The following is a 25219-nucleotide window of genomic DNA, read 5'->3' as shown; positions in this document are numbered from 1 at the left end:
CAGCTGGTCACCGGCCGCCAATGGATGGGCACCGCCTTCGGCGGCGCCCGCGGCCGCACCGACGTGCCGAAGATCGTTGACTGGTACATGGAGGGCAAGATCGAGATCGATCCGATGATCACCCACACCATGCCGCTCGACGAGATCAACAGGGGCTTCGACCTGATGCATTCGGGCGAGAGCATCCGTTCGGTCGTGCTCTACTGAGTTTACATCAAGAATCAGGCAAGCGCCGGAATCACTTGAAATCCGGCGCTTTCCGCGGCTGCAGCGAATCGCAATCATGATCTATGTCGATGCCGATGCCTGCCCAGTGAAGGCGGAAATCCTCAAGGTGGCAGAACGCCACGGCTTCGAAGTTACCCTCGTCGCCAATTCCGGCCTGCGGCCGTCGCGTGACCTGATGGTGCACAACGTCATCGTGTCGGCCGGCTTCGACGCCGCGGACAATTGGATCGCCGAGCACGCGGGCGAAGGCGACATCGTCATCACCGCCGACGTTCCGCTTGCCGGGCGCTGCGTCACCGCGGGCGCGCTCGTCACCGGCCCTACCGGCCGCGTCTTCGACAAGACGAACATCGGCATGGCATCCGCGATGCGCGATCTTGGTGCGCACCTGCGGGAGACGGGCGAAAGCAAGGGCTATAACGCCTCTTTTAGCGCACGAGACCGCTCGGCCTTTCTCGAAACTCTTGACCGGCTCTGCCGTCGCGTCAAAAGGTGAGGCGCGGAACGGCAGCGTGAGTGGCGAATGACATCAAATCGGCTGAGACATTGGCCATTTTACCTGGCGCTTGCCGGTGCCCTTGTCAGTGCGCCGCTTGGGCATGCTTTATTTCGCGAAGAGGCGATCGAGATCGCCGCCATCGCCTTCTTCTGCATCTATTTGACGATAACGGCCTTCCGCCTGCCGAAACTCACCGGAAGCTATCTCGAGGCGAATGCGCGCGACACGGGCGAACCGGAGCCGATCATCTTTCTTGTGACGCTCCTGGCCGCCGCAGTCTCGCTGGTCGCGCTGTTCGTCGCGCTCAATCGCGCCGATGACGGCGGCGCAGCCGAACTGATCCTTGCCTTCGCCTCGGTCACGCTTGGATGGGCTACCATTCACACGATGGCGGCGCTGCATTACGCGCATCTTTACTGGCTCGCGAACCGCCGCGCCGATGGCGGCCATCCGGCGTCGCGCGGGCTTGCCTTTCCGGAGACGAACGCGCCGGGCGGCTATGACTTCCTCTATTTCGCCTTCGTCATCGGAATGACCGCGCAGACCTCCGACGTCGCCATCACGACGACGGCGATGCGGCGCGTCAACCTAATGCATGCGATTGTTTCGTTCTTCTTCAACACGGTGCTCGTCGCAGCCGCGGTCAATGCCGCGGTACAGCTTGCCGGCGGCACTCCGTGACTACAGGGAGCATTCCATGAAGATCATCTCGCAGAATACCGCCTTCGGCGGCATGCAGGGCGTCTTCGCCCATGACTCCAAGGCCTGCAAGGGCGAAATGACCTTTGCCGTCTATGTGCCGCCGCAGGCGACCAGCGAACCGCGCCCGGTTCTTTGGTATCTCTCCGGCCTCACCTGCACCCATGCCAATGTCATGGAAAAGGGGGAATATCGCCGCCTGGCCTCGGAGCTCGGTCTGATCGTCGTTTGTCCGGATACCAGCCCGCGCGGTGCCGACGTCGCCGACGAGTTGACGAACTGGCAGATGGGCAAGGGCGCCGGCTTCTATCTCGATGCGACGCAAGCGCCCTGGGCCGAGCACTATCAGATGTACAGCTACATCACCGAGGAACTGCCGGCCCTGATCCGCGAGCAGTTTCGCGCCGACATGGACCGGCAAGGCATCTTCGGCCATTCGATGGGCGGCCATGGCGCGATGACCATCGCGCTCAAGAACCCCGAGCGCTTCAGGAGCTGCTCGGCCTTCGCCCCGATCGTCGCCCCCTCTTCCGCCGACTGGTCCGTCGGCGCCTTCGAGAAATATCTCGGCTCGGACAAAGCCGCCTGGCGAAAATACGACGCCTGCGCTCTCGTCGAGGACGGGGCGCGCTTCCCGGAATTCCTCATCGACCAGGGCAAGGCCGACGGCTTCCTCGAAAACGGTCTGAGGCCTTGGCTCTTCGAGGAGGCGGTCAACGGCACCGGCATCGGCCTCACGCTTCGCATGCACGAGCGCTACGACCACTCCTATTATTTCATCTCGACCTTCATGGACGATCATCTGAGGTGGCACGCCGAAAGGCTCGGCTGAGCGCCGTCATGACGCCGGCTGGAATCGCGGCTGGCCGGCAGACTCGATCACCCGTACGCTCGAATCCGCAAGGCCGTGATGGCCTTCGGTGTCGATAACGAGGTGCCAGTGCGCGGTCTCGGGAATCGTCATCCGCAGAGGCGATTTCCGCGCTACGCCGCCGAAGAACTGATGCTTCAGCGTTTCCTTGTAGCGCGTGAAATTGACGTCGGTCATCAGGCGAACATTGGCAACGGCCGACAGGGTGATCTCGACCCGCGTCCCGGCGCGCTGGGCCTTGAGATCATAGTGCGTGAAGTTCAGGGCTTGCTTCGCCATCACAATCGACCGGACCTATATGAGACATCGCTACGACAGTAGCGGCGGGCGCTTAATGAATGGTGTCGTGTTCTCTCGCCGGACTGGCCCTGACGACCGCAATGGTCTAGAGCCTTTGCTTGAAACACTGGAAGCGGATCGCGGCAGATGGCAGGCATAGAACACAGACAGGTGGACGGTGACGAGGCGGGCATGCGCCTCGACCGCTGGTTCAAGGTGCATTATCCGGGCTTGGGCTTCGGTCCGTTGCAGAAGCTGCTTCGTTCCGGCCAGATCCGCGTTGACGGCGCGCGGGCAAAATCCGACACGCGCGTACAGCCTGGCCAGACGATCCGCGTTCCGCCGCTTGGCGTCGATGCGAAGGTTACCAAATCGGGCCCGATCGGCGGGCGGGACCTGCGCCATTCCTCGGACGGAGAGCTGCTGTCGCGCATGGTGCTGCACGAGGACGCCAAGGTCATCGTGCTCAACAAGCCGGCGGGCTTGGCAGTCCAGGGCGGTTCCGGCGTCAGCCGGCATATCGACAAAATGCTCGAGGCCTGGACGAACCAGAAGGGCGAAAAGCCGCGCCTCGTCCATCGGCTGGACCGGGACACGTCCGGCGTGCTCGTCATTGCCCGGACGCGCGGTGCGGCACAGCAGCTGACGGCCGCTTTTCGTGAGCGCGACACCAGGAAGATCTACTGGTCCCTGGTCAAGGGCGTTCCGCGCAAGCGCGAGGACCGCGTCTCCACCTGGCTCGTCAAGGAACAGACGCCGGACGGCGATCGTATGCGGATCGCCAAGCATGGCGACGAAGGCGCCGACCACGCTATTTCCTACTATCGGATTATCGAGCAGGCCGGCCAGAACCTCGCCTGGCTGGAAATGGAACCCTATACCGGCCGCACGCATCAGCTGCGCGTCCACGCCGCCCATATCGGCCATCCCATCATCGGCGACCCGAAATATTTCGAAGCTGACATCAACTGGACCTTCCCCGGCGGCATCCAGAACCGGCTACACCTGCATGCCCGCTTTATCGACATCCCGCATCCGAATGGCGGACGCCTGAAGATCACGGCGCCCTTGCCGCCGCATATGGTGCAGAGCTGGAACTTGCTCGGCCTCGACGAGAACGCCGCCGGCGAGGACGATTGATGAAGCTGGTGCTCTTCGATTGCGACGGAACGCTGGTCGACAGCGCCGGCCTCATCCATGAGGTCATGAGCCGCACCTTCGAGGCCTTCGATCTTCCCCGGCCGGAGGCCTTGGCGACGCGCGCAATCATCGGGCTGACGCTCGACATCGCCATCGCCCGGTTGCTGGGCCAGGATCACATCGACCCGCGCGCCGCCGCGATGACGACCCATTACAAGGGCATCTTCAGCTCGGTGCGCGGCGAACGGATCCATCAGGAAGCGTTGTTTCCCGGGATTGCCGAGATGGTGCAAGCCTTGGCCGCCCGCGAGCAGCTGTTGATCGGCGCAGTCACCGGAAAGTCGCGGCGAGGGCTCCAGCACATTGCCGCCACCCACGGCTTCGACAAGCTTTTCTTCGTCTCGCGAACGGCGGACGATTGCCCGTCGAAGCCACATCCGGCAATGGTGATGGAATGCTGTGCCGAGGCGGGCGTCGATCCGAAGGATACGATTGTCATCGGCGATGCGATCTACGATATGCAGATGGCGAAGGCGGCCGGGGCCGCCGCCCTCGGTGTTTCCTGGGGCTATGCCAGCGTTCCGGCGCTGATCGAGGCGGGCGCCGACCACATCGCCCGGGTACCGGCAGACATCATCGAATGGATGGAATTGAACCATGCCTGATATTCGCGACGAATTGAGCGGAGCGCTCAGCCACGAGGATCCGGTGCGCCGCGCCCAGATCCAGATGCAGAAGCCGCTTGCCAAACGTTTCTACAAGTCGGTCGGCGTCGCCGCGGCCGAGGGCGGCGGGCACGCGGTATTGCTCGACGGGCGATCCGTCCGCACGCCGGCAAAGCGGCCGCTCGCCGTCCCGACGGCGAAGCTCGCCGAACTGCTCGCCGTCGAATGGGATGCACAGGCGGAGATCATCGACCCTTCGGCCATGCCGCTGACCCGCATCGTCAACACCGCCATCGACGGCGTGGCGGTCGACCAGCGCGCAGTCTTCGACGATATCGTACGGTTCGCCGGCACCGACCTTCTCTGCTATCGCGCCGACAGCCCGACAGGACTTGTGGAACGGCAGAACGCCGTTTGGAACCCCGTTCTCGATTGGGCCGCCCATTCGCTCGGCGCACGCTTCATCCTTGCCGAGGGCGTCATTCATCAGGATCAGCCGCACGAGGCGATTTCCGCCTATGCGGAAGGCTTGCGCGCCTTCGCAACGCCGCTCGGCCTCGCCTGCCTGCACACGATCACCACGTTGACCGGATCGGCACTGCTTGCGCTTGCCTTCGGCATGGGCCGGCTCTCGGCAGAAGAGGCCTGGAGCGCCGCCCATGTCGACGAGGATTGGCAGATCGAGCACTGGGGCACCGACGAAGAGGCCTTCCAACGGCGCGAGAACCGCTGGCAGGAAATGCAGGCGGCGACTGCGGTGCTCGACACGTTGAAATAGGGGGCAAGGCGCCTGGCATTACGGCAGGCGTCTTACGGTGGATCAGGCCGCCAGCTTCAGGCCGGCGATGCCGGCGACGATCAGGCCGATGCAGCCGAGGCGTACGACGGTCATCGGCTCGGCGAAGAGGACGATGCCGAGCACCACCGTGCCGATCGTGCCGATGCCGGTCCAGACCGCGTAAGCCGTGCCGAGCGGCAGTGTGCGAACGGCAATTCCAAGCAGGACGACGCTTAGGATCATCGAACCGACCGTCAGCACGGTCGGCGTCAGACGGGTAAATCCGTCGGTGTATTTGAGGCCGATTGCCCAGCCGATTTCGAGAAGTCCGGCGAGAAGCAGAGTGAACCAGGCCATGTCAGGCTCCTTCATCTGGAGCGAGGCCGTCCCCGCGGGTGTTCGGGTCGATCAGGATCGCGCCCGTGCAGCCGTCTGCAACTTGGATCTCTGTGCCACAAAGCGGTGAGGGCAGCAAGCGGCTGGCCGGCAAAACTGCTCTGCGCCGACGGCACGGCTCGTCATGAGTTCCGGTCGCGGCGCAGTTTCGCCCACCATTCGAGCCGCTTGCGGATGTCCCGTTCGAAGCCCCTCTCCGGAGGATCATAGAAGATCCTGCGCCCCATTTTCTCGGGGAAATAGTCCTGGCCGGAAAAGGCATCCGGTTCGTCATGATCGTAACGGTAGCCCTCGCCGTAGCCCTCCCCCTTCATGAGCTTGGTCGGGGCGTTGAGAATATGCTTCGGCGGCAGCAGCGAGCCGTTTTCCTTGGCGGCGCGCATCGCCCCTTTGTAGGCCGTGTAGAGGGCGTTCGATTTCGGCGCGGTGGCGACATAGACGCAGGCTTGCGCCAGCGCCAGTTCCCCTTCGGGCGAACCGAGATAGTCATAGGCATCCTTGGCGGCGTTGCAGATCACCAGCGCCTGCGGATCGGCAAGGCCGATATCCTCGACAGCCATGCGCACCAGCCGCCTGCCGATATACAAAGGATCCTCGCCCGCATCGAACATCCGGCAGAGGTAATAGAGCGCCGCATCCGGATCGGATCCGCGAACCGACTTGTGGAGCGCCGAAATCAGATTGTAGTGGCCGTCCTGGCCCTTGTCGTAAACCGGCGCGCGGCGCTGGACGATTTCCCGCAACGCTTCGGCGTCGAATATCTCGTCCTTGCGCGCCGCCCGCCACACCTCCTCGGCCAGCGTCAGCACGGCCCGGCCGTCACCATCCGCCATGCGGATCAGGCTCGCCCGGGCGTCCTCGTCGAGCGGCAACGGCCTACCTTCCGTTTGCTCCGCCCGCTTCAGGAGTTCCTCGAGGCTCGCCTCGTCATGCGGCTTAAACGTCAGCACCCGCGCCCGCGACAGGAGCGCGGCGTTGAGCTCGAATGACGGATTCTCCGTGGTGGCGCCGACCAGAATGACGGTCCCGTCTTCCATCACCGGTAGGAAACTGTCCTGCTGGGCGCGGTTGAAGCGATGGATCTCATCGACGAAGAGCAAGGTCTGGCGTCCCGACATGCGTCGGGCGCGCGCCGACTCGAAAACCTTCTTCAGGTCGGCGACGCCGGAAAAGATCGCCGAGATCTGCTCGAAGGCGAGACCGGCCTCTCCCGAAAGCAGCCGGGCGACGGTGGTCTTCCCGGTGCCCGGCGGTCCCCAGAAGATCATCGAACCGAGCGAGCCAGAGGCGATCATCCGCGTCAGGGCGCCGTCCGCCCCCGTCAAGTGCTCCTGCCCGGTCACTTCGGCGAGCGTGCGCGGCCGCAGCCGATCGGCCAGCGGTCTTGCCGAGGCCATCTCCGGCGGTTCAACGGGGGAAAAGAGGTCGCTCATCGGAAGAACTGTCTGATAAGCTGGCCGTCGCGCTCGATCTCAACGCGCCAGAACGAGGCATCTTCGGCAACGACGCTTTCCAGCGTTTTCGAGTTGTCGATCGGCGTTCCATTGACGGAGCGTACGATATCTTTCGGCTCGAGGCCAATGCGCGCCGCCGGCGAGCCGCGGTTGACCTCGGTCACGACGACCCCCTTGAGCGACGTCGGCATGCGCAGCTCATCCGCAAGGCGCGGCGAAAGATTGGCGACGACGGCGCCGGCAAAGGGGTTCCGCCCCTCGATCAGCCGTTCGTCGCGCGGCGCGGTTTCCGGCGCCTGCTCCAGCTTCAGGGTGATGTCGTGCGCCTCGCCGTGTTCGCTCACTGTCACGCGCGCTTCATGGCCGATGCCGACGGTCGTCAAACGGTAGCCGAGGGCATCCGGATGCTCCACCGAAATACCGTTTACAGCCGTCACCACCTGCCCCGGCTTCATGCCGGCATTTGCCGCCGGTCCGTCCGGCTGGACGGCAGCCACCAGGGCGCCGCGGGCACGATCGAGTCCGAGCGCCTCGGCGACATCGGAGGTAACCGGCTCGAAAGTCGCGCCGACGAAGGGACGGACGAAGGAACCGCCGCCGCCCTCCGCGGAGGCGACGAAGACCTTGACCAGATTTGCGGGGATGGCGAACCCCACGCCGTTCGATCCCCCGCCCCGCGAAAAGATCGCGGTGTTGATGCCGATCAGCTCACCCTTCATGTTGATCAGTCCACCGCCAGAGTTGCCCGGATTGATCGCCGCGTCGGTCTGGATGAAGAAACCGAAATCTCCGTTGGAGATCTGGTTGCGGGCAAGCGCCGAAACGATGCCGCTCGTCACCGTCTGCCCGACCCCGAACGGATTGCCCATCGCCAGCACGAGGTCGCCGACCTCCACTGCGTCCGAATCACCGATCGGGATGACGTCAAAAGGACCATCTGCTTCGATCTTGAGGACCGCGAGGTCGAGTCGGTCGTCCTTGAGGACGATCTTGCACGGATACTCACGCCCGTCGGCGAGCGCCACCTTGATGTCGTCGGCCCCCTCGATGACGTGATTGTTGGTAACGACGATGCCGTCGCGGCGGACGATTACGCCGGAGCCGAGCGACGATTGCTTCTCCGTGCGGTTCGGCATGCGCTGGCCGAAAAACTCCTCGAAGAATGGATCGATCGATCGCCGCTCGACGACCCGCTCGGCATAGACATTCACCACGGCATTCGCGGTCTGCTTGACCAGCGGCGCGAAGGAGAGCTGCATTTCCGTGTGGGATTGGGGGACGGTCCTGGCGTCCTGCGCTACGGCCGGTGTCGACATGGCAATCGCAAAAACAAGAGCCGGCAGGGCTCGACGGCCAAAAATCATGAAGCATTCTCCCTTTCATTGCCGCTAGTTCAGATAGGATTTCGCAACAAAAAAGGCAAACGCGAGGCTGCCGCTCGATGATGACGCACGCTCGCGATTTCAACCGCTTTTTCAGACTTTTTCCCGCGGCCTTGCCATGAAATCATCGCGGCGCTTTTCCCGCTCACGCGCCGTGCACGAAAACGTGGTCTCCCCCATCTTTTCCGGTGATCGAATCTCTGGTCATCTGGCCGAGATCAGCTTTCAATCCCTGTCGAGGAAGCACCATGCCCGCCTACCGCCCGCCGCGGATCGCCGCGTCCGAAATCACCCCGGAGCCCTTCTTCCTCGATCGCCGCCGCTTTCTCGCCGCTGCAGGTGGCCTCGTTCTCGGCGGGGCCGGCCTGGCCGAGGCGGCAGAGCTCAAGGCTTCGAGCAGTCGTTACAAGGTCGAGGAGGCCTTAACGCCCGAAAAGGACGTGACCTCCTACAATAATTTCTATGAGTTCGGCACGGGAAAGGGCGACCCCGCCGCCAATTCGGGCGGCTTCAAGCCGGCACCCTGGCGGGTGAAGGTCGACGGCCTCGTCGGCAAGCCGCGGGAGTTCGGCCTCGAAGAACTGCTGGCCCTTCCGCTTGAAGAGCGTACCTACCGAATGCGCTGCGTCGAAGCCTGGTCGATGGTGATCCCCTGGGTCGGCTTTCCGCTGGCAAGTCTCCTCGACAAGGTCGAACCGCTCGGCAGCGCGAAGTACGTTGCATTCGAAACGGTGGTGCGGCCTGAGGAGATGCCCGGCCAATCCGGTTACTTCCAGCCGCTGCCCTGGCCCTATCGCGAGGGCTTGCGGCTCGATGAAGCACGCCACCCTCTGACAATTCTCTCCGTCGGCCTTTATGGCAAGACGCTGCCGAACCAGAACGGCGCGCCAATACGGCTGGTGGTCCCGTGGAAATACGGTTTCAAGGGAATCAAGTCGATCGTCCGCATTTCGCTTTCCGAAACGCCGCCGCCTTGCACCTGGAACCTTGCCGCACCGGATGAGTACGGCTTCTATGCCAATGTGAACCCGGCGGTCGATCACCCGCGCTGGAGCCAGGCAACGGAAAACCGGATCGGCGAAGGCGGCTTCTTCGGCTCCAATCGCCGCGACACCCTCCCCTACAACGGCTATGCCGACGACGTCGCGGGCCTGTATTCCGGCATGGATCTCAGGGTAAACTTCTGACCATGGCCTTCGTACCCGCCTTGCCCAAGCGCTTTCACGGCCCCTCGGTCTGGGCGCTCTACGCGCTGGGCCTCATTCCCGCGGCATGGGCATTCCATCTCGGCGCAACCGGCAGGTTACCTGGCAATGCCGTCAAGGAATTCGAGCACCTGCTTGGCCTGTGGGCGCTGCGTTTCCTTGTGGCGACGCTGACGATCACACCGCTTCGCGATCTCTTCGGCCTCAACTGGCTAAGATACCGCCGCGCCCTCGGCCTGCTCGCCTTCTATTACGTGCTGATGCACTTCACCGCCTACATGCTGCTCGACCAGATGCTGCGCATCCCGGCCATCGTCGCCGACATCGCCCGCCGCCCCTTCATAACCATCGGCATGGCGGCCCTGGTCATGCTGATCCCCTTGGCGCTCACCTCGAACAATTGGTCGATCCGCAAGCTCGGCCAGCGGTGGAACAAGCTTCACCGGCTCGCCTATGTGATCGCCGCGGCCGGCGCGCTGCATTTCGCCATGGCCGTCAAGGTCGTAGGGCCGGAGCAAGTGCTCTACATCGTCCTCGTCACGCTCTTGCTCGCCTGGCGGGCGGTGCGAACGCCGTTCCTGCGGTGGAAACGGCAACGGACGGCAGGGACACGACCTCACCCTGCAACGCAAAAAGCGGCCGGGTGAAATCTCACCCGGCCGCCTCAGATCGTTTGGGAAGCTACCTTTATCAGGCTGCTTCTGCTGCTTCCGCTTCGGCGGCGACGCGAGCGCGATCCTTGGCGCCCTTGGCATCGACATCGCGGTCAACGAATTCGATGACGGCGAGCGGAGCATTGTCGCCCTGGCGGAAGCCCGCCTTCATGATGCGCAGGTAGCCGCCGTTGCGGGTGGCGTAGCGCGATGCGATCGCGTCGAACAGCTTCGCGACGACAGCAACGTCGCGGATCTGCGAGATCGCCTGACGGCGGGCATGCAGGTCGCCGCGCTTGCCGAGCGTGACGAGCTTCTCGACGATCGGGCGGATTTCCTTGGCCTTCGGCAGGGTCGTGACGATCTGCTCGTGCTCGATCAGCGACGCTGCCATGTTGGCGAACATCGCCTTGCGGTGGCTGGCGGTTCTATTCAGCTTGCGGCCGGCTTTACCGTGGCGCATGGCTATTCTCCTTCACTTGCAGGCATCCGCCCGCAGTCTAAATGGTTAATACTGGTCTTCGTAACGCTTGGCGAGATCTTCGATGTTCTCCGGCGGCCAGGACGGCACTTCCATGCCGAGATGCAGGCCCATGGAAGCGAGAACTTCCTTGATCTCGTTGAGCGACTTGCGACCAAAGTTCGGCGTCCGGAGCATTTCCGCTTCGGTCTTCTGAATGAGGTCGCCGATATAGACGATGTTGTCGTTCTTCAGGCAGTTGGCCGAACGGACGGAGAGTTCCAGTTCGTCGACCTTCTTGAGAAGCGCCGGGTTGAAGGCGAGCTCGGTGACTGCTTCTTCCTCGGCTTCCTTCTGCGGCTCGTCGAAGTTGACGAAGACCGACAGCTGGTCCTGAAGAATGCGGGCGGCAAAGGCGATCGCGTCCTCGCCGGTGACGGAGCCGTCGGTCTCGATCGACATCGTCAGCTTATCATAGTCGAGAACCTGACCTTCGCGGGTGTTCTCAACCTTGTAGGACACTTTCTTGACCGGCGAATAGAGGCTGTCGACCGGGATGAGACCGATCGGCGCATCTTCCGAACGGTTACGCTCAGCCGGCACGTAGCCCTTGCCATTGTTGACGGTGAATTCCATGCGGATTTCCGCGCCCTCGTCGAGGGTGCAGATCACATGGTTCGGGTTGAGGATCTCGATGTCGCCAACCGTCTGGATGTCACCGGCCGTCACGACGCCCGGGCCCTGCTTGCGCACGACCATGCGCTTGGAATCGTCGCCATCCATCTTGATGGCGATTTCCTTGATGTTGAGCACGATGTCCGTCACATCCTCCCGGACGCCCGGGATGGAGGAGAACTCGTGCAGCACGCCGTCGATCTGCACCGCGGTGACTGCCGCACCGCGCAGCGACGACAAGAGCACGCGACGAAGCGCGTTGCCGAGGGTCAGACCGAAGCCGCGCTCAAGCGGTTCCGCCACCAGCGTTGCCTTGGTGCGGCCGGAGGAGGTGAAATCCACCTTGTTCGGCTTGATCAGTTCCTGCCAATTTTTCTGGATCATGTTTTCTGCCTTCCGTTCGTTGCCACCATCCAATCGTGGCAACCGAGCCCCGAAGACCGGGAGAACGCATCCGCGTCCTCACCGGAATCTTGAATACAAATGATCAGACGCGGCGCTTCTTGCGCGGACGGCAGCCATTGTGCGGGATCGGCGTCACGTCGCGGATCGACGTGATCATGAACCCCGCGGCCTGCAGCGCGCGAAGGGCAGATTCACGGCCGGAACCCGGTCCGCAAACTTCCACTTCCAGCGACTTCATGCCGTGTTCCTGAGCCTTCTTGGCGCAGTCTTCGGCGGCGATCTGAGCGGCAAACGGGGTCGACTTGCGCGAACCCTTGAAGCCCTTCGCACCGGCGGACGACCAGGCGATTGCATTGCCCTGCGCGTCGGTGATGGTGATCATCGTGTTGTTGAACGACGAATTGACGTGCGCGACGCCAGACGTGATGTTCTTGCGCTCGCGGCGGCGAACGCGGGTGGCTTCCTTGGCCATAGGATCCCTTTCTTAGATCTCTGCACCGCCGTAATTCCAGCGGCTCCACCGGGAAAAGGATTGGTCGTCCCCTGCCCTGCAACTTCGATTTTCACAGAACCGGCACGCCGGCTCCGCATACGTTTTCGCCGAACCGAGCGGTCCGGCACAGGTCGGACAAATCGCCCTTCCCAAACTGCAAAAGGAGGCCGGCGCGGACGCCAGCCTCCCGCTTTCCCTTTTCGGGAAATTACTTCTTCTTGCCGGCGATCGCCTTTGCCGGACCCTTGCGGGTACGGGCATTGGTGTGCGTACGCTGGCCGCGCACCGGCAGGCCGCGACGATGACGCAGGCCGCGGTAGCAGCCAAGGTCCATCAGGCGCTTGATGTTCATCGCCGTTTCGCGACGCAGGTCACCCTCGACCTGGTAATCGCGGTCGATGGTCTCACGGATCTGAAGGACTTCGGCGTCCGTCAGCTGGTGCACGCGGCGGTCAGCCGGGATGCCGACCTTCTCGGTGATCTCCTTCGCGAATTTCGGTCCGATCCCATGAATATAGGTCAGCGCGATGACGACGCGCTTTGCCGTCGGGATGTTGACGCCAGCGATACGTGCCACGTCTATTCTCCTTGCGTTCCAGTTGCCATCCGGCAATAGGTGCTTCGTTACGCGACCTCGAAGAGCCGCACGTTGATTGAGGTTCGAGACACGTCAAAAACGACCGTACCCGGACTTCCTTGTTTTGAAGACCGCGCCGATCGCTTCGCATGTCGCGAGTTGACGCTGTCTTTGGAGGAATCACCTGGAAAAGTCAACTCCCCGGCGCTTCCATTTTGGCAAAGGCGCAGCCTATGCCAGAATCTTGTCGATCTCGGCGGTGACCGCTCCCACGTCCGCCATCCCGTCCACGGTCTTCAACTGACCGGTGCGGGCATAATGGTCCGAAAGCGGAGCCGTCTTTTCCCGGTATTCCGTCAGCCGCTTTTTGAAGGCCTCGGGATTGTCGTCGGAGCGCACCGTGCCACCGGCGGCAACGGTTTCCGCCACGCGATTCTCCATGCGCCGGACAAGGGCTGCCTCGTCGACCTTCAACTCGATGACCGCATCCAGTTTCAGGCCTTTGCTCTCAAGCATCCGGTCGAGCGCAATCGCCTGCGGAACCGTGCGCGGATAGCCGTCGAGGATGAAGCCCTTGGCGCAGTCCGCAGCGTCGATGCGGTCGGAGACGATTTCATTGACGATCTCATCGGAGACCAGCTGGCCGGCATCCATGACCGCTTTCGCGCGCTTGCCGACCTCGGTCGCCTGGGCAACGGCGGCCCGAAGCATGTCCCCTGTGGAAAGCTGCGGGATGCCGTATTTCTCCGTCAGAAGCTTGGCCTGCGTACCCTTGCCAGCGCCCGGCGGTCCCAAAAAAATAAGTCTCATCGTCCCCTCTTTCCTCCGCGCAGCTTCGACTTCTTGATCAGCCCCTCATACTGCTGGGCAATGAGGTGACCCTGGATCTGTGCTACCGTATCAAGGGTGACGCTGACAACAATCAAAAGCGACGTACCACCAAGGTAGAACGGCACACCAGTCTGCGAAATGAGGATTTCGGGCAGAATGCAGACGAAAATCAGGTAAATCGCACCGACTACAGTGATACGTGTCAGCACGTAGTCGATGTATTCGGCCGTGCGCTCACCGGGGCGAATCCCCGGAATGAAGCCACCGTGCTTCTTCAGGTTATCGGCTGTGTCCTTCGGATTGAAGACGATCGCGGTGTAGAAGAAAGCGAAGAAGGCAATCATCGCGCCGTAGAAGAACATGTAGAGCGGCTGGCCGTGCGCCAGCGCCCCGACGATGGCGGTCGCCCAGCCGGGCAGCGTCGCGGCATTGGCGAAGCCGGCAAGCGTTGCGGGCAGCAGCAGCAGCGACGATGCGAAGATCGCCGGGATGACGCCCGAGGTGTTGAGCTTCAGCGGCAGGTGGGACGTGTCGCCCTGGAACATGCGGTTGCCGACCTGGCGCTTCGGATACTGGATCAGCAAGCGGCGCTGGGCGCGCTCGACGAAGACGATTAGGGCAATGACCGCAACCACCATGACGATGATCGCCAGGATCAGCGGCGTCGAGAGGGCGCCGGTGCGGCCGAGCTCGAGGGTTCCGGCAAGCGCCGTCGGCAGATGGGCGACGATGCCGGCGAAGATGATCAGCGAAATGCCGTTGCCGATGCCGCGCGAGGTGATCTGCTCGCCGAGCCACATCAGGAACATCGTGCCACCGAGCAGCGAAATCACCGTCGAAATCCGGAAGAACCAGCCCGGATCGTTGACGAGGCCGCTACCGCTCTCGAGACCCACGGCAATGCCGTAGGCCTGCAAGGCGCCGAGCAGCACGGTGCCGTAGCGGGTATACTGGTTGATGACCTTGCGGCCCTGCTCGCCTTCCTTCTTCAACTGTTCGAGCGCCGGGACGACCGAGGTCATCAGCTGCACGATGATCGAAGCGGAGATATAGGGCATGATGCCGAGCGCGAAGATCGCCATGCGCTCCACTGCACCCCCCGAGAACATGTTGAAGAGGCCGAGGATGCCGCCGGCCTGGCCCTGGAAGGCCTGGGCGAACGCGGCCGGGTTGAGGCCGGGCAGCGGGATATAGGTGCCAAGACGGTAAACCAGAAGCGCACCGAGGGTGAACCAGAGCCGTTTCTTCAGATCTTCCGCCTTCGCGAAAGTCGAGAAATTCAGGTTCGAGGCGAGCTGTTCCGCTGCAGAAGCCATGCAATTCTCCGCGTACCAAGTCTCGGAAACAGCGGGAGAAACCCGGTCAGTTCCGGCAAGAGTAAGTCTTCGTCGATGAAAACCGGGCGCGAGGCGATTGTCGCTGCAATCGGATGCCTCACCGTGGTTTCCGTTGTGTCCCTTCGCGGCAAGTGATTCGCCGCCCTCGGACGTGAGGCTCACATATGGGAGCAAAACCGCCCGGCGTGAAGCACCCCGGGCGGTTCATCAGTCATATTATTCCGCAGCGGCGGCTGCCAGCAGCTTCACCGAGCCGCCGGCCTTTTCGATCTTCTCGACGGCCGGCTTGGAAGCGCCTGCGACTTCGAGCGAAATCTTCGCCTTCAGCTCGCCGTCGGCGAGGACACGAACGCCATCCTTCTCGCGACGGATGACGCCGGCCGCCTTCAGGGCAGCCGCATCGACGATCTTCGAGGCGTCGAGCTTTTTGGCATCGATTGCCGTCTGGATACGGCCGAGCGACACGACAACAAACTCCGAAGCGAAGATGTTGTTGAAGCCGCGCTTCGGCAGACGGCGGTAGATGGGCATCTGACCGCCTTCGAAGCCGTTGATCGCCACGCCGGAACGGGCCTTCTGGCCCTTCACGCCGCGGCCGGCGGTCTTGCCGGAACCGGAGCCGATACCGCGGCCAAGACGCTTGCGGCTCTTGGTTGCGCCTTCGTTGTCTTTGATTTCATTCAGTTTCATATCTCGATCCCCCTCACTTCTCGTCGACGACGCGAACGAGGTGCTGGACGGCCCGGATCATGCCGCGAACGGCCGGAGTGTCCTCCAGCGTGCGAACCCGGTGCATCTTGTTGAGGCCCAGACCGATGAGCGTCTGACGCTGTACGGCGGGACGGCGGATGGGGCTACCAATCTGCTCGACGGTAACCGTCTTCTTGGCAACTTCTTTCTTAGCCATCTGTCAGCTCCCTCATTCTTCGGAAGCAGCGCCGGCGGCAACGCGACGGGCCTGGAGCGTGGCGTACTTCATGCCGCGCTGTGCCGCGATGTCCTTCGGGTGCATCTGGTTCTTGAGCGCGTCGAAGGTGGCGCGAACCATGTTGTAGGGGTTCGACGAACCGGTCGACTTGGCAACGACGTCGTGAACGCCGAGCGTTTCGAAGACGGCGCGCATCGGGCCACCGGCTATGATACCGGTACCGGGCTTGGCCGAGCGCAGCAGCACCTTGCCGGCGCCGTGGCGGCCGTTAACGTCGTGATGCAGCGTGCGGCCGCCGCGCAGCGGTACGAAGATCAGGTCGCGCTTGGCGGCTTCCGTCGCCTTGCGGATGGCCTCCGGCACTTCGCGTGCCTTGCCATGGCCGAAGCCGACGCGGCCCTTCTGGTCGCCAACGACGACGAGAGCGGCGAAACCGAAACGACGACCGCCCTTCACCACCTTGGCGACGCGGTTGATTGCGACGAGCTTATCGACAAATTCGCTGTCGCGCTCTTCGCGGTTCTGGCGATCTTCGCGAGAACCTCTTCTTTCTTGTGCCATTGTCCTCTTCCTTTTTCTTTTCCGGGTGCAATCGGCAGATTGACGAAAGTCGCCTCGGACGAGCCGAAGCGACCGGGTAATTGCGAGGCGGATCCGCCCGGACATCTCTGCCCGGGCGGCGAACCTTAGAAGTTCAGGCCGCCTTCGCGAGCTGCCTCGGCCAGCGCCTTGACGCGGCCGTGGTAGATGAAGGCGCCGCGATCAAAGACAACGTCCTTGACGCCTGCCTTGGAAGCGCGTTCGGCAAGGAGCTTGCCGACGGCTGCAGCTGCCGCCGTGTCGGCGCCGGTCTTCAATGACGACTTGAGATCTGCCTCGAGGGTCGAGGCAGCGGCAAGCGTCTTGCCGGCAACGTCATCGATGATCTGCGCATAGATGTTCTTCGACGAGCGATGAACCGACAGGCGCGGGCGGCCATTGGCGACCGCCTTGATTTGACGGCGCACGCGGCTGGCGCGACGCACAAGAGTATCTTTCCTGCTAGCCATTTCGCGTGATCCTTACTTCTTCTTGCCTTCTTTGCGGACGATCCGCTCTTCGGCATACTTGACACCCTTGCCCTTGTAGGGCTCGGGGCCGCGGTATTCGCGGATTTCCGCGGCTACCTGGCCGACCTGCTGCTTGTTGATGCCCGAAACGACGATTTCCGTCGGCTTCGGCACAGCGATCGTGATGCCTTCCGGCGTCTGGTAGACGACGTCATGGCTGAAGCCGAGCGCCAGCTGCAGGTTCCTGCCCTGCATCGACGCGCGGTAGCCAACGCCGTTGATTTCGAGCTTGCGCTCGTAACCGTCCTTTACGCCCTTGAAGATGTTCTCGATCATCGTGCGGGACATGCCCCACTTTGCACGAGCATCCTTGGTTTCATTGAGCGGCTGAACGACAACCGCATTGTTTTCGAGCTTCACCGAAACTTCGTCGTTTGCGACGAAGAACAGTTCGCCCTTCGGGCCCTTTGCCGTTACCTTCTGGCCATCGACGTTAGCCGTGACGCCTGCCGGAACCTGAACGGGCTTCTTACCGATACGAGACATTGTTATACCTGTCTGTTCGCTATGGAGATCCTGCCCGGTCTTAGAAGACCGAGCAAAGAATCTCGCCACCAACATTCTGTTCGCGTGCCTGGTGATCGGCCATCACGCCCTTCGGTGTCGAAAGGATGGTGATGCCGAGGCCGTTCGCGACCTGCGGAATGGACTTGACCGAGACATAAACCCGGCGGCCCGGCTTGGAGACGCGCGAGATCTCACGGATCACGGAGGCGCCTTCGTAGTATTTCAGTTCGATGTTCAGCTCGGCCTTGCCGTTGCCAAACTCGACTTCAGAATATCCGCGGATATAGCCTTCGGCCTGAAGGACATCCAGAACGCGCGCGCGAAGCTTGGAAGCCGGCGTGGACACGCTCGACTTGCGGCGAGCGGCGCCGTTGCGGATACGGGTGAGCATATCGCCCAAAGGATCAGTCATTGCCATGTACCCGTCTCCTTACCAGCTCGACTTGACGATGCCCGGCACCTTGCCGAGATTGCCCAGTTCGCGAAGCGCGATACGCGACATGCGAAGCTTGCGATAGTAGGCGCGCGGACGGCCGGTCACTTCGCAACGGTTGCGGATGCGGGTCTTCGACCCATCCCGGGGCAGTTCTGCCAGCTTGAGGGTGGCCTTGAACCGCTCTTCGATCGACAAAGACTGGTTCATGATGATTGCCTTGAGGGCCGCACGCTTCGCGGCTTGTCCGGCAACCAGTTTGCGGCGGCGCTTGTTCTTTTCAACTGCGCTCGTTTTCGCCATAACAGTTATCCTTCTTTACGCTTGTCGTTACGGATTACTGACGGAACGGGAAGTTGAACTCTGCAAGCAGAGCGCGCGCTTCGTCGTCGTTAGTTGCCGTCGTGCAAACGATGATGTCCATGCCCCACATCTGATCAACCTTGTCGTAGTTGATCTCAGGGAACACAATGTGCTCCTTGACGCCCATGGCGAAGTTGCCACGACCATCGAAGGACTTCGGATTGAGACCGCGGAAGTCGCGAACACGCGGAAGAGCGATGTTCACGAGACGATCCAGGAACTCATACATCCGAACGCCGCGCAGGGTAACCTTGGCACCAATCGGCATGCCTTCGCGCAGCTTGAAGCCAGCGATGGAGTTGCGAGCGCGGGTGATCACCGGCTTCTGGCCGGCAATCGCAGCGAGGTCGGCAGCAGCAACGGACGGCTTCTTGGAATCGCCGGTCGCTTCGCCAACACCCATGTTGATGACGATCTTGTCGAGACGCGGGATCTGCATTTCGTTGGCGTAGGAGAACTTCTCCTGCATCGCCTTGCGGATGCGCTCCACATATTCCTTCTTGAGCCGCGGCTCATAAGCGGTCTTAGCCATCGATCACTTCTCCCGAACGCTTGGCCACGCGGACCTTCTTGTCACCATCGATCTTGAAACCGACGCGGGTCGGCTTGCCGTCCTTCGGATCGGCGACCGCGATGTTCGAAAGGTGGATCGGGGCTTCCTTGTTGATGATGCCGGCTTCCTGGCTCTGGGTCTGGCGCTGGTGACGCTTCACCATATTGACGCCACGCACGACAGCCTTGTCTTCCTTCGGCATGACCTGGATGACTTCGCCGGAACGGCCCTTGTCCTTACCGGTGAGTACGACGACCTTGTCGCCTTTGCGAATCTTTTGCATCTCTCAACGCTCCCTTAGAGTACTTCCGGAGCCAGCGAGATGATCTTCATGTGGTTCTTGGCGCGAAGTTCGCGCGGAACCGGTCCGAAGATACGGGTGCCGATCGGCTCTTTCTTGTTATCGATAAGAACGGCTGCGTTGGTGTCGAAGCGGATGACGCTGCCATCCGGACGGCGGATGTCCTTCGCGGTGCGAACGACAACTGCCTTCATGACATCACCCTTCTTCACGCGGCCGCGCGGAATGGCTTCCTTGATCGAAACGACGATGATGTCGCCGATCGACGCGTATTTGCGCTTGGAGCCGCCCAGCACCTTGATGCACATGACACGACGTGCGCCGGAATTATCCGCCACCTCGAGGTTTGTTTGCATCTGAATCATGTCAGGTCGCCTTCTTGTTGTTACCAGGCCGGTTGGGTCGAAACCCCCTCGCCCGGCTTATTGTGCTTATCTCAAAGCAAAAGAACGCCCGAACTCGAGCGTTCCTCTGCTTCAATTGCGTGCTTCATACAGATATTTGCCTGGGACGCAAGGGTCTGACGGGCAAAACCTGCAGAAATCAAGCCTGGGCGGAGACGACCGTCCAGCGCTTGTCCTTCGAAATCGGCGCGCATTCCTCGATGGAAACGACGTCACCGACCTTGTACTGGTTGTTCTCGTCGTGAGCCTTGTACTTCTTGGAACGACGAACGGTCTTCTGGAGGATCGGGTGCGCAAAGCGGCGCTCGACCCTGACGACGACGGTCTTGTCGTTCTTGTCGCTGACGACGGTGCCCTGCAGAATGCGTTTCGGCATTTTTTGTGGTCCTTAGGCCTTGGCTTCTGCCGCCTTCTGGCGGGCAATGGTTTTGATGCGTGCGATGTCCTTGCGGACTTCGTCAATACGCGAAGACTTCTCGAGCTGGCCGGTAGCCTTCTGGAAGCGCAGGTTGAACTGCTCCTTCTTCAGCTTGGCGAGCTCTTCCTTGAGCTGATCGGCGCTCAGAGCGCGAACATCTGCGGCTTTCATGAGCTTCACTCCTTACTCTGCGATACGCTGCACGAAGCGCGTCTTGACAGAGAGCTTGGCAGCGCCAAGACGAAGTGCCTCACGGGCGAGTTCTTCGTTGACACCATCGATCTCGAACATCATACGGCCGGGCTTGACCTTGCATGCCCAGTATTCAACCGAACCCTTACCCTTACCCATGCGGACTTCGGTCGGCTTGGCGGTGACCGGCACGTCCGGGAACACGCGGATCCAGACCCGGCCGGCGCGCTTCATGTGGCGGGTGATCGCGCGGCGGGCCGCTTCGATCTCGCGCGCATTGACGCGGTTCGGCTCCTGAGCCTTGAGGCCGAATTCGCCGAAGGCAAGATCAGAACCGCCCTTGGCTACGCCCTTGATGCGGCCCTTGAACTGCTTGCGATACTTCGTACGCTTTGGCTGCAACATTTTTTTACTTCTCCGATATTGGCTGCCACGCGCGAATGTTACGCGTTTTCACGACGACGGTCGCGACCGCCACCGCCCTGGTTGTCACTCTCGCTTGCACGGCGCTCGGAAGCCATCGGATCGTGCTCGAGGATTTCACCCTTGAAGATCCAGACCTTGACGCCGCAGATACCGAAAGCGGTTTCGGCTTCTGCCGTGCCGTAGTCGATGTCGGCGCGCAGCGTGTGCAGCGGAACGCGGCCTTCGCGATACCATTCGGTACGAGCGATTTCCGCCCCGCCGAGGCGGCCGGCGCAGGTGATCTTGATGCCTTCGGCGCCGAGGCGCATCGCCGACTGAACGGCGCGCTTCATCGCGCGGCGGAAAGCCACGCGGCGCTCGAGCTGCTGGGCGATCGATTGGGCGACCAGCGTTGCGTCGACTTCGGGCTTCCGCACTTCGACGATGTTGAGGTGCGTTTCCGAATTGGTCATCTCGGAAAGCTTCTTGCGCAGCTTTTCGATGTCGGCGCCCTTCTTGCCGATGATCAGACCCGGACGAGCCGAGTGGATCGTCACGCGGCACTTCTTGTGCGGACGCTCGATCACGACCTTGGCGATACCGGCGGCCTTCAGCTCTTCCATGAGATAGGCGCGGATCTTCAGGTCTTCGTGCAGGAGCTGGCCGTATTCGGCGTTGTCCGCGAACCAACGGCTGTCCCAGGTCCGGTTGATGCCGAGACGGAAACCGATCGGATTAATCTTCTGGCCCATTATGCGGCCTCCCCTTTGGCTTCCACTTCACGAACAACGATCGTCAAGTGCGAGAACGGCTTTTCGACGCGCGATGCACGACCGCGACCACGGGCGTGGAAGCGCTTCATCACGATCGACTTGCCAACGTAAGCTTCCGCGACGATGAGCGAATCAACGTCGAGGTCGTGGTTGTTCTCGGCATTCGCGATCGCGGATTCAAGCGTCTTCTTGACGGTGCCTGCGATGCGCTTGCGGGAGAATTCGAGTTCGGCCAGAGCGCGGTCGACCTTCTTGCCGCGGATCAGCGCGGCAACGAGGTTGAGCTTCTGGGGGCTGACGCGGATCGTGCGCGCAATGGCCTGCGCCTCATTATCCTTCAGCCGGCGTTCGGCTTTTGCCTTGCCCATTGTTACTTCCTCTTTGCCTTCTTGTCCGCACCATGACCGTAGTAGGTCCGGGTCGGAGAGAATTCACCAAACTTGTGTCCGACCATGTCTTCGTTGACGCTGACCGGGACGTGCTTGCTGCCGTTGTAGACGCCGAAGGTAAGGCCGACAAACTGCGGAAGGATCGTGGAGCGGCGGCTCCAAATCTTGATCACTTCGTTACGACCGCCTTCGCGGACCTTCTCAGCCTTCTTGAGAAGATAGCCGTCAACGAACGGACCTTTCCATACTGAACGAGTCATTCGAGACTTCCTCTCTTACTTCTTCTTCTGGTGCCGCGAGCGCATGATGAACTTGTCGGTCGACTTGTTGGAGCGCGTACGCTTGCCCTTCGTGGGCTTGCCCCACGGGGTAACCGGGTGACGGCCACCCGAGGTACGGCCTTCACCACCGCCGTGCGGGTGGTCAACCGGGTTCATGACGACGCCGCGTACGTGCGGGCGCTTGCCGCGCCAACGCGAACGGCCAGCCTTACCGTCATTGATGTTGCCGTGATCGGGGTTCGATACAGCACCGATCGATGCAAGGCAAGAGCCGTGCACCAGGCGCTGTTCGCCCGAGTTCAGGCGAAGGATCGCCATGCCCTGGTCGCGGCCGACGAGCTGCGCGTAGGTTCCGGCGGAGCGGGCGATCTGACCGCCCTTGCCCGGCTTCATTTCCACATTGTGGATGATGGAGCCGACCGGAATGAACTGCAGCGGCATGGTGTTGCCGGGCTTGACGTCGACAGCCTTGTCCGAAGCGATGACCTTGTCGCCGGCGGCAAGACGCTGCGGCGCCAGGATATAGGCCTGTTCGCCGTCGGCGTAGTTGACGAGCGCGATGAAGGCGGTGCGGTTCGGGTCGTATTCCAGACGCTCGACCGTGCCCTCGACGTCGAACTTGCGACGCTTAAAGTCGACAAGGCGGTAGGACCGCTTGTGACCGCCGCCCTGGAAGCGGACGGTGATGCGGCCCAGGTTGTTGCGACCGCCCTTGGAGGACAGGCCCTCGGTCAGCGCCTTGACCGGCTTGCCCTTGTAGAGGCCGGCGCGGTCCACGATGACCAGCTGGCGCTGGCTCGGCGTCGTCGGATTGAAACTTTTCAATGCCATTTTCTTGTTCCCTTTTGGGTTTTTACCCTAATGGGCCTATCCGTTAGAGACCGGTCGAGACGTCGATGGACTGACCTTCGGCGAGCGTGATGATCGCCTTCTTGACGTCCTTCTGCTTTCCGGCGAAACCGCGGAAGCGCTTCAGCTTACCCTTGCGGACGAGCGTGTTGACGGCCGTGACCTTGACGCCGAACAGGGCTTCGACTGCAGCCTTGATCTCAGGCTTCGAAGCGCCCTTGGCGACGTTGAAGACGACCTGGTTCTGTTCGGAAACCAGCGTCGACTTTTCGGTGATCGAGGGAGACACGATCACGTCGTAGTGGCGAAGATCCGTCATTTGAACCGCTCCTCCAGAGCTTCCACAGCAGCCTTGGAAAGCACCAGCTTGCCACGGCGCAGAATGTCGTAAACGTTGATGCCCTGGACCGGCAGAACGTCCACATTCGGGATGTTCTGGGCTGCGAGCTTGAAGTTGTTCTCGATCTCGGCGCCGCCGATGATCAGAGCGTTGATCAGGCCAAGCGAGGCGAATGCGCCGGCGAGCGCCTTCGTCTTTGCTTCGTTGGCGACGAGATCGTCGAGGACGATGATCTCTTCTGCCTTGAGCTTGGCCGACAGCGCGTGGCGCAGGCCGAGCGCCCGGACCTTCTTCGGCAGGTCGTGCTCATGGCTGCGCACGACCGGGCCGTGAGCCTTGCCACCGCCGCGGAACTGCGGAGCACGTGCGGAGTGGTGGCGGGCGCGGCCCGTACCCTTCTGCTTGTACATCTTGGCGCCGGTGCGCGCGACTTCGGCGCGGCCCTTGGCCTTGTGCGTGCCCTGCTGGCGCTTGGCGAGCTGCCAGCGGACGACGCGGGCGATGATGTCTTCACGGGGTTCGAGGCCGAAAATGGCGTCAGAAAGGGAAACCTTTCCCGCGTCCTTGCCCTCGAGGGTTTTGACGGTGAGATCCATTATTCGGCTCCCTTACTTCTGTTCTGCGGCGCGCACAGCGGCCGGGCGCGGTGCGCCTTCCGGAGTGCCCGACTTGATTGCGTCGCGAACGACGATCCATGCGCCCTTGGAGCCGGGGACGGCGCCCTTGACCAGGATCAGGCCGCGATCTTCGTCGGTCGATACGACTTCGAGGTTCTGCGTGGTGACGCGCGTCTGGCCCATGTGACCAGCCATGCGCTTGCCCTTCCAGACGCGGCCCGGATCCTGGTTGGAACCGGTCGAACCATGCGAGCGGTGCGATACCGATACACCGTGCGTGGCGCGCAGACCGCCGAAGTTATGACGCTTGATGGCGCCGGCGAAACCCTTACCGATCGTGGTACCGGTGACGTCGACCAGCTGCCCAGCGACGAAATGGCCGGCCGTCAGTTCGGCGCCAATGTCGATCAGGTTGTCAGCGGTGACGCGGAATTCGACGAGCTTCGCCTTCGGCTCGACGCTCGCAGCGGCGAAATGGCCGCGCAGAGCCTTCGTCGTGTTCTTCACCTTGGAACGGCCGGCACCCAGCTGAACTGCGGTATAGCCGTTCTTTTCTTCGGTGCGGTGGGCCACTACCTGGCAGTTCTCCAGCCGCAAAACTGTTACCGGGATATGCTCGCCGGCGTCGTTGTAGACGCGGGTCATTCCCACTTTCTGTGCAATCACACCTGAACGCATCGGTTCACGCCTCTTGTTAAGGGTTCCCGTCCGGTGCATCCGCACCTTCCGGTTTCCTGTTCCTGGAAGCCGTTGGAGAAACTCCACGTACCTTCCTTGTTATTTCGGCTTGCGCCGGGATTCTTAAAGCTTGATCTCGACGTCGACGCCGGCGGCCAGATCGAGCTTCATCAGCGCATCAACCGTCTGCGGGGTCGGATCAACGATATCGAGAAGACGCTTGTGCGTGCGCATCTCGAACTGTTCGCGGCTCTTCTTGTCGACGTGCGGCGACCGGTTGACCGTGAATTTCTCAATCCGGGTCGGAAGCGGCACGGGCCCGCGCACACTCGCACCGGTGCGCTTGGCCGTCGACACGATTTCGCGCGTGGAGGCATCGAGGATCCGGTGATCAAACGCCTTGAGGCGGATGCGGATATTCTGGCCGTTCATTCGACTTGTCCTTGCTCGTGTTTCCCGTGTGCCTTTCGACGGCACACACTCAAACTTCTGAATTCGTTCGCTTAGCCGCTTCTTTCAAAAATCGCAGGGACACGGGCGACCATGTCCCTGCCGAAACGGCTCAAGCCGTTTTGTCGTTACTCGACGATGGAGGCGACGATGCCGGCGCCGACGGTGCGGCCGCCTTCACGGATAGCGAAGCGCAGCTTCT

At 62.0% G+C, this 25219-nt stretch carries 39 protein-coding genes and 2 pseudogenes; 9 read left to right on the top strand and 32 right to left on the bottom strand.

Features of this window, described 5'->3' with window-relative positions:
- The 4 genes and pseudogenes from CO656_RS28275 to fghA form a co-directional block, all read left to right on the top strand.
- Window positions 1–207 (top strand): annotated as a pseudogene (locus CO656_RS28275) (S-(hydroxymethyl)glutathione dehydrogenase); the annotation flags it as partial.
- 76 nt (window positions 208–283) lie between these two features.
- Window positions 284–724 carry a YaiI/YqxD family protein gene (locus tag CO656_RS28270; protein WP_097527991.1) on the top strand — a complete coding sequence of 147 codons (441 nt, stop codon included), beginning with the start codon at window positions 284–286 and terminating at the stop codon, window positions 722–724.
- Between the two features lie 27 nt (window positions 725–751).
- Window positions 752–1408, top strand: a complete 657-nt coding sequence (locus CO656_RS28265) for a DUF1345 domain-containing protein (RefSeq protein ID WP_097527990.1) — start codon at window positions 752–754, stop codon at window positions 1406–1408.
- 16 nt (window positions 1409–1424) lie between these two features.
- Window positions 1425–2258: an S-formylglutathione hydrolase gene (fghA, locus tag CO656_RS28260; protein ID WP_037426943.1), complete on the top strand. Its 834-nt coding sequence runs from the start codon at window positions 1425–1427 to the stop codon at window positions 2256–2258.
- A gap of 6 nt (window positions 2259–2264) precedes the next feature.
- Here the strand turns inward: fghA and CO656_RS28255 are convergent, their stop codons facing one another.
- Window positions 2265–2576, bottom strand: coding sequence for a DUF1883 domain-containing protein (locus CO656_RS28255; protein WP_097527989.1), 312 nt, complete (start codon window positions 2574–2576; stop codon window positions 2265–2267).
- A gap of 147 nt (window positions 2577–2723) precedes the next feature.
- Between CO656_RS28255 and CO656_RS28250 the strand changes: the two genes are divergently transcribed.
- The 3 genes from CO656_RS28250 to CO656_RS28240 are packed head-to-tail and all read left to right on the top strand — an operon-like array spanning window position 2724 to window position 5159.
- Window positions 2724–3716, top strand: coding sequence for an RluA family pseudouridine synthase (locus CO656_RS28250; RefSeq protein ID WP_037426937.1), 993 nt, complete (start codon window positions 2724–2726; stop codon window positions 3714–3716).
- A complete protein-coding gene (locus CO656_RS28245) occupies window positions 3716–4381 on the top strand; it encodes an HAD-IA family hydrolase (protein ID WP_097527988.1) in 666 nt (221 codons plus the stop codon). Before CO656_RS28250 ends, CO656_RS28245 begins: the two co-directional genes overlap by 1 nt.
- Window positions 4374–5159 carry an ATP12 family chaperone protein gene (locus tag CO656_RS28240; RefSeq protein ID WP_097527987.1) on the top strand — a complete coding sequence of 262 codons (786 nt, stop codon included), beginning with the start codon at window positions 4374–4376 and terminating at the stop codon, window positions 5157–5159. The genes CO656_RS28245 and CO656_RS28240 overlap by 8 nt, the downstream gene beginning before the upstream one ends.
- Window positions 5160–5201: 42 nt before the next feature.
- On the opposite strand, the gene sugE is transcribed toward CO656_RS28240, so the two are convergent.
- The 3 genes from sugE to CO656_RS28225 form a co-directional block, all read right to left on the bottom strand.
- A complete protein-coding gene (sugE, locus tag CO656_RS28235; RefSeq protein ID WP_097527986.1) occupies window positions 5202–5516 on the bottom strand; it encodes a quaternary ammonium compound efflux SMR transporter SugE in 315 nt (104 codons plus the stop codon).
- A gap of 161 nt (window positions 5517–5677) precedes the next feature.
- Window positions 5678–6988: a replication-associated recombination protein A gene (locus CO656_RS28230; protein WP_037426926.1), complete on the bottom strand. Its 1311-nt coding sequence runs from the start codon at window positions 6986–6988 to the stop codon at window positions 5678–5680.
- Window positions 6985–8373: a DegQ family serine endoprotease gene (locus tag CO656_RS28225; protein ID WP_097527985.1), complete on the bottom strand. Its 1389-nt coding sequence runs from the start codon at window positions 8371–8373 to the stop codon at window positions 6985–6987. The genes CO656_RS28230 and CO656_RS28225 overlap by 4 nt, the downstream gene beginning before the upstream one ends.
- A 266-nt stretch (window positions 8374–8639) precedes the next feature.
- Here CO656_RS28225 and msrP point away from each other — a divergent pair, with 266 nt between their 5' ends.
- On the top strand, window positions 8640–9578 hold the full coding sequence (gene msrP / locus CO656_RS28220; protein WP_097527984.1) for a protein-methionine-sulfoxide reductase catalytic subunit MsrP: 939 nt from the start codon (window positions 8640–8642) through the stop codon (window positions 9576–9578).
- A 2-nt stretch (window positions 9579–9580) separates the two neighbouring features.
- Window positions 9581–10243: a protein-methionine-sulfoxide reductase heme-binding subunit MsrQ gene (gene msrQ, locus CO656_RS28215; protein ID WP_097527983.1), complete on the top strand. Its 663-nt coding sequence runs from the start codon at window positions 9581–9583 to the stop codon at window positions 10241–10243.
- Window positions 10244–10286: 43 nt separating this feature from the next.
- On the opposite strand, the gene rplQ is transcribed toward msrQ, so the two are convergent.
- The 28 genes and pseudogenes from rplQ to CO656_RS30000 form a co-directional block, all read right to left on the bottom strand.
- Window positions 10287–10712, bottom strand: a complete 426-nt coding sequence (rplQ, locus tag CO656_RS28210) for a 50S ribosomal protein L17 (protein ID WP_097527982.1) — start codon at window positions 10710–10712, stop codon at window positions 10287–10289.
- 45 nt (window positions 10713–10757) lie between these two features.
- A complete protein-coding gene (locus CO656_RS28205) occupies window positions 10758–11768 on the bottom strand; it encodes a DNA-directed RNA polymerase subunit alpha (protein WP_012707773.1) in 1011 nt (336 codons plus the stop codon).
- Between the two features lie 103 nt (window positions 11769–11871).
- Window positions 11872–12261 (bottom strand): 30S ribosomal protein S11, encoded by a 390-nt coding sequence (gene rpsK / locus CO656_RS28200; RefSeq protein ID WP_003536496.1) that lies wholly within the window; start codon window positions 12259–12261, stop codon window positions 11872–11874.
- A 229-nt stretch (window positions 12262–12490) separates the two neighbouring features.
- Window positions 12491–12859: a 30S ribosomal protein S13 gene (gene rpsM, locus CO656_RS28195; RefSeq protein WP_026617375.1), complete on the bottom strand. Its 369-nt coding sequence runs from the start codon at window positions 12857–12859 to the stop codon at window positions 12491–12493.
- A 231-nt stretch (window positions 12860–13090) separates the two neighbouring features.
- Window positions 13091–13669, bottom strand: a complete 579-nt coding sequence (locus CO656_RS28190; protein WP_037426911.1) for an adenylate kinase — start codon at window positions 13667–13669, stop codon at window positions 13091–13093.
- On the bottom strand, window positions 13666–15006 hold the full coding sequence (gene secY / locus CO656_RS28185; RefSeq protein ID WP_037426908.1) for a preprotein translocase subunit SecY: 1341 nt from the start codon (window positions 15004–15006) through the stop codon (window positions 13666–13668). The genes CO656_RS28190 and secY overlap by 4 nt, the downstream gene beginning before the upstream one ends.
- Window positions 15007–15243: 237 nt before the next feature.
- A complete protein-coding gene (gene rplO, locus CO656_RS28180) occupies window positions 15244–15717 on the bottom strand; it encodes a 50S ribosomal protein L15 (protein ID WP_037426907.1) in 474 nt (157 codons plus the stop codon).
- Between the two features lie 13 nt (window positions 15718–15730).
- Complete coding sequence (rpmD, locus tag CO656_RS28175) at window positions 15731–15934, bottom strand: 50S ribosomal protein L30 (protein WP_026617379.1); 204 nt, start codon at window positions 15932–15934, stop codon at window positions 15731–15733.
- A 12-nt stretch (window positions 15935–15946) separates the two neighbouring features.
- Window positions 15947–16516, bottom strand: coding sequence for a 30S ribosomal protein S5 (rpsE, locus tag CO656_RS28170; protein ID WP_037426905.1), 570 nt, complete (start codon window positions 16514–16516; stop codon window positions 15947–15949).
- 125 nt (window positions 16517–16641) lie between these two features.
- Complete coding sequence (gene rplR, locus CO656_RS28165; protein WP_018239495.1) at window positions 16642–17004, bottom strand: 50S ribosomal protein L18; 363 nt, start codon at window positions 17002–17004, stop codon at window positions 16642–16644.
- Between the two features lie 12 nt (window positions 17005–17016).
- On the bottom strand, window positions 17017–17550 hold the full coding sequence (rplF, locus tag CO656_RS28160) for a 50S ribosomal protein L6 (protein ID WP_037426902.1): 534 nt from the start codon (window positions 17548–17550) through the stop codon (window positions 17017–17019).
- A 40-nt stretch (window positions 17551–17590) separates the two neighbouring features.
- Entirely contained in the window at window positions 17591–17989 is a 399-nt protein-coding gene (gene rpsH / locus CO656_RS28155) for a 30S ribosomal protein S8 (protein ID WP_037426899.1), read from the bottom strand.
- Window positions 17990–18001: 12 nt separating this feature from the next.
- Window positions 18002–18307 carry a 30S ribosomal protein S14 gene (rpsN, locus tag CO656_RS28150; protein WP_012707764.1) on the bottom strand — a complete coding sequence of 102 codons (306 nt, stop codon included), beginning with the start codon at window positions 18305–18307 and terminating at the stop codon, window positions 18002–18004.
- A 34-nt stretch (window positions 18308–18341) separates the two neighbouring features.
- Entirely contained in the window at window positions 18342–18899 is a 558-nt protein-coding gene (gene rplE, locus CO656_RS28145; RefSeq protein ID WP_018239492.1) for a 50S ribosomal protein L5, read from the bottom strand.
- A complete protein-coding gene (gene rplX / locus CO656_RS28140; protein WP_018239491.1) occupies window positions 18892–19203 on the bottom strand; it encodes a 50S ribosomal protein L24 in 312 nt (103 codons plus the stop codon). Before rplX ends, rplE begins: the two co-directional genes overlap by 8 nt.
- A gap of 14 nt (window positions 19204–19217) precedes the next feature.
- On the bottom strand, window positions 19218–19586 hold the full coding sequence (gene rplN, locus CO656_RS28135) for a 50S ribosomal protein L14 (protein ID WP_037426895.1): 369 nt from the start codon (window positions 19584–19586) through the stop codon (window positions 19218–19220).
- Between the two features lie 178 nt (window positions 19587–19764).
- Entirely contained in the window at window positions 19765–20001 is a 237-nt protein-coding gene (rpsQ, locus tag CO656_RS28130) for a 30S ribosomal protein S17 (protein WP_018239490.1), read from the bottom strand.
- 12 nt (window positions 20002–20013) lie between these two features.
- Window positions 20014–20214, bottom strand: a complete 201-nt coding sequence (gene rpmC / locus CO656_RS28125) for a 50S ribosomal protein L29 (protein ID WP_011975176.1) — start codon at window positions 20212–20214, stop codon at window positions 20014–20016.
- Between the two features lie 12 nt (window positions 20215–20226).
- Window positions 20227–20640, bottom strand: a complete 414-nt coding sequence (gene rplP, locus CO656_RS28120; protein WP_003536531.1) for a 50S ribosomal protein L16 — start codon at window positions 20638–20640, stop codon at window positions 20227–20229.
- A 38-nt stretch (window positions 20641–20678) separates the two neighbouring features.
- Complete coding sequence (rpsC, locus tag CO656_RS28115; RefSeq protein WP_037426884.1) at window positions 20679–21392, bottom strand: 30S ribosomal protein S3; 714 nt, start codon at window positions 21390–21392, stop codon at window positions 20679–20681.
- Window positions 21392–21781, bottom strand: a complete 390-nt coding sequence (gene rplV, locus CO656_RS28110) for a 50S ribosomal protein L22 (protein ID WP_012707758.1) — start codon at window positions 21779–21781, stop codon at window positions 21392–21394. Before rplV ends, rpsC begins: the two co-directional genes overlap by 1 nt.
- Before the next feature lie 2 nt (window positions 21782–21783).
- Window positions 21784–22062 carry a 30S ribosomal protein S19 gene (rpsS, locus tag CO656_RS28105; protein WP_018239488.1) on the bottom strand — a complete coding sequence of 93 codons (279 nt, stop codon included), beginning with the start codon at window positions 22060–22062 and terminating at the stop codon, window positions 21784–21786.
- A 15-nt stretch (window positions 22063–22077) separates the two neighbouring features.
- Window positions 22078–22914: a 50S ribosomal protein L2 gene (gene rplB, locus CO656_RS28100; protein WP_018239487.1), complete on the bottom strand. Its 837-nt coding sequence runs from the start codon at window positions 22912–22914 to the stop codon at window positions 22078–22080.
- Between the two features lie 43 nt (window positions 22915–22957).
- A complete protein-coding gene (locus CO656_RS28095; RefSeq protein WP_012707756.1) occupies window positions 22958–23251 on the bottom strand; it encodes a 50S ribosomal protein L23 in 294 nt (97 codons plus the stop codon).
- Complete coding sequence (gene rplD, locus CO656_RS28090; RefSeq protein WP_097527981.1) at window positions 23248–23868, bottom strand: 50S ribosomal protein L4; 621 nt, start codon at window positions 23866–23868, stop codon at window positions 23248–23250. Before rplD ends, CO656_RS28095 begins: the two co-directional genes overlap by 4 nt.
- 12 nt (window positions 23869–23880) lie before the next feature.
- Window positions 23881–24567 carry a 50S ribosomal protein L3 gene (gene rplC, locus CO656_RS28085; RefSeq protein WP_037383028.1) on the bottom strand — a complete coding sequence of 229 codons (687 nt, stop codon included), beginning with the start codon at window positions 24565–24567 and terminating at the stop codon, window positions 23881–23883.
- Between the two features lie 123 nt (window positions 24568–24690).
- Window positions 24691–24999, bottom strand: coding sequence for a 30S ribosomal protein S10 (gene rpsJ, locus CO656_RS28080; protein WP_003507767.1), 309 nt, complete (start codon window positions 24997–24999; stop codon window positions 24691–24693).
- 146 nt (window positions 25000–25145) lie between these two features.
- A pseudogene (locus CO656_RS30000) lies at window positions 25146–25219 on the bottom strand (elongation factor Tu); the annotation flags it as partial.

The organism is Sinorhizobium sp. FG01, from assembly GCF_002531875.1.
Classification (GTDB): Bacteria; Pseudomonadota; Alphaproteobacteria; order Rhizobiales; family Rhizobiaceae; genus Sinorhizobium; species Sinorhizobium fredii_C.
This window is presented reverse-complemented; position numbering and strand designations above follow the sequence as displayed.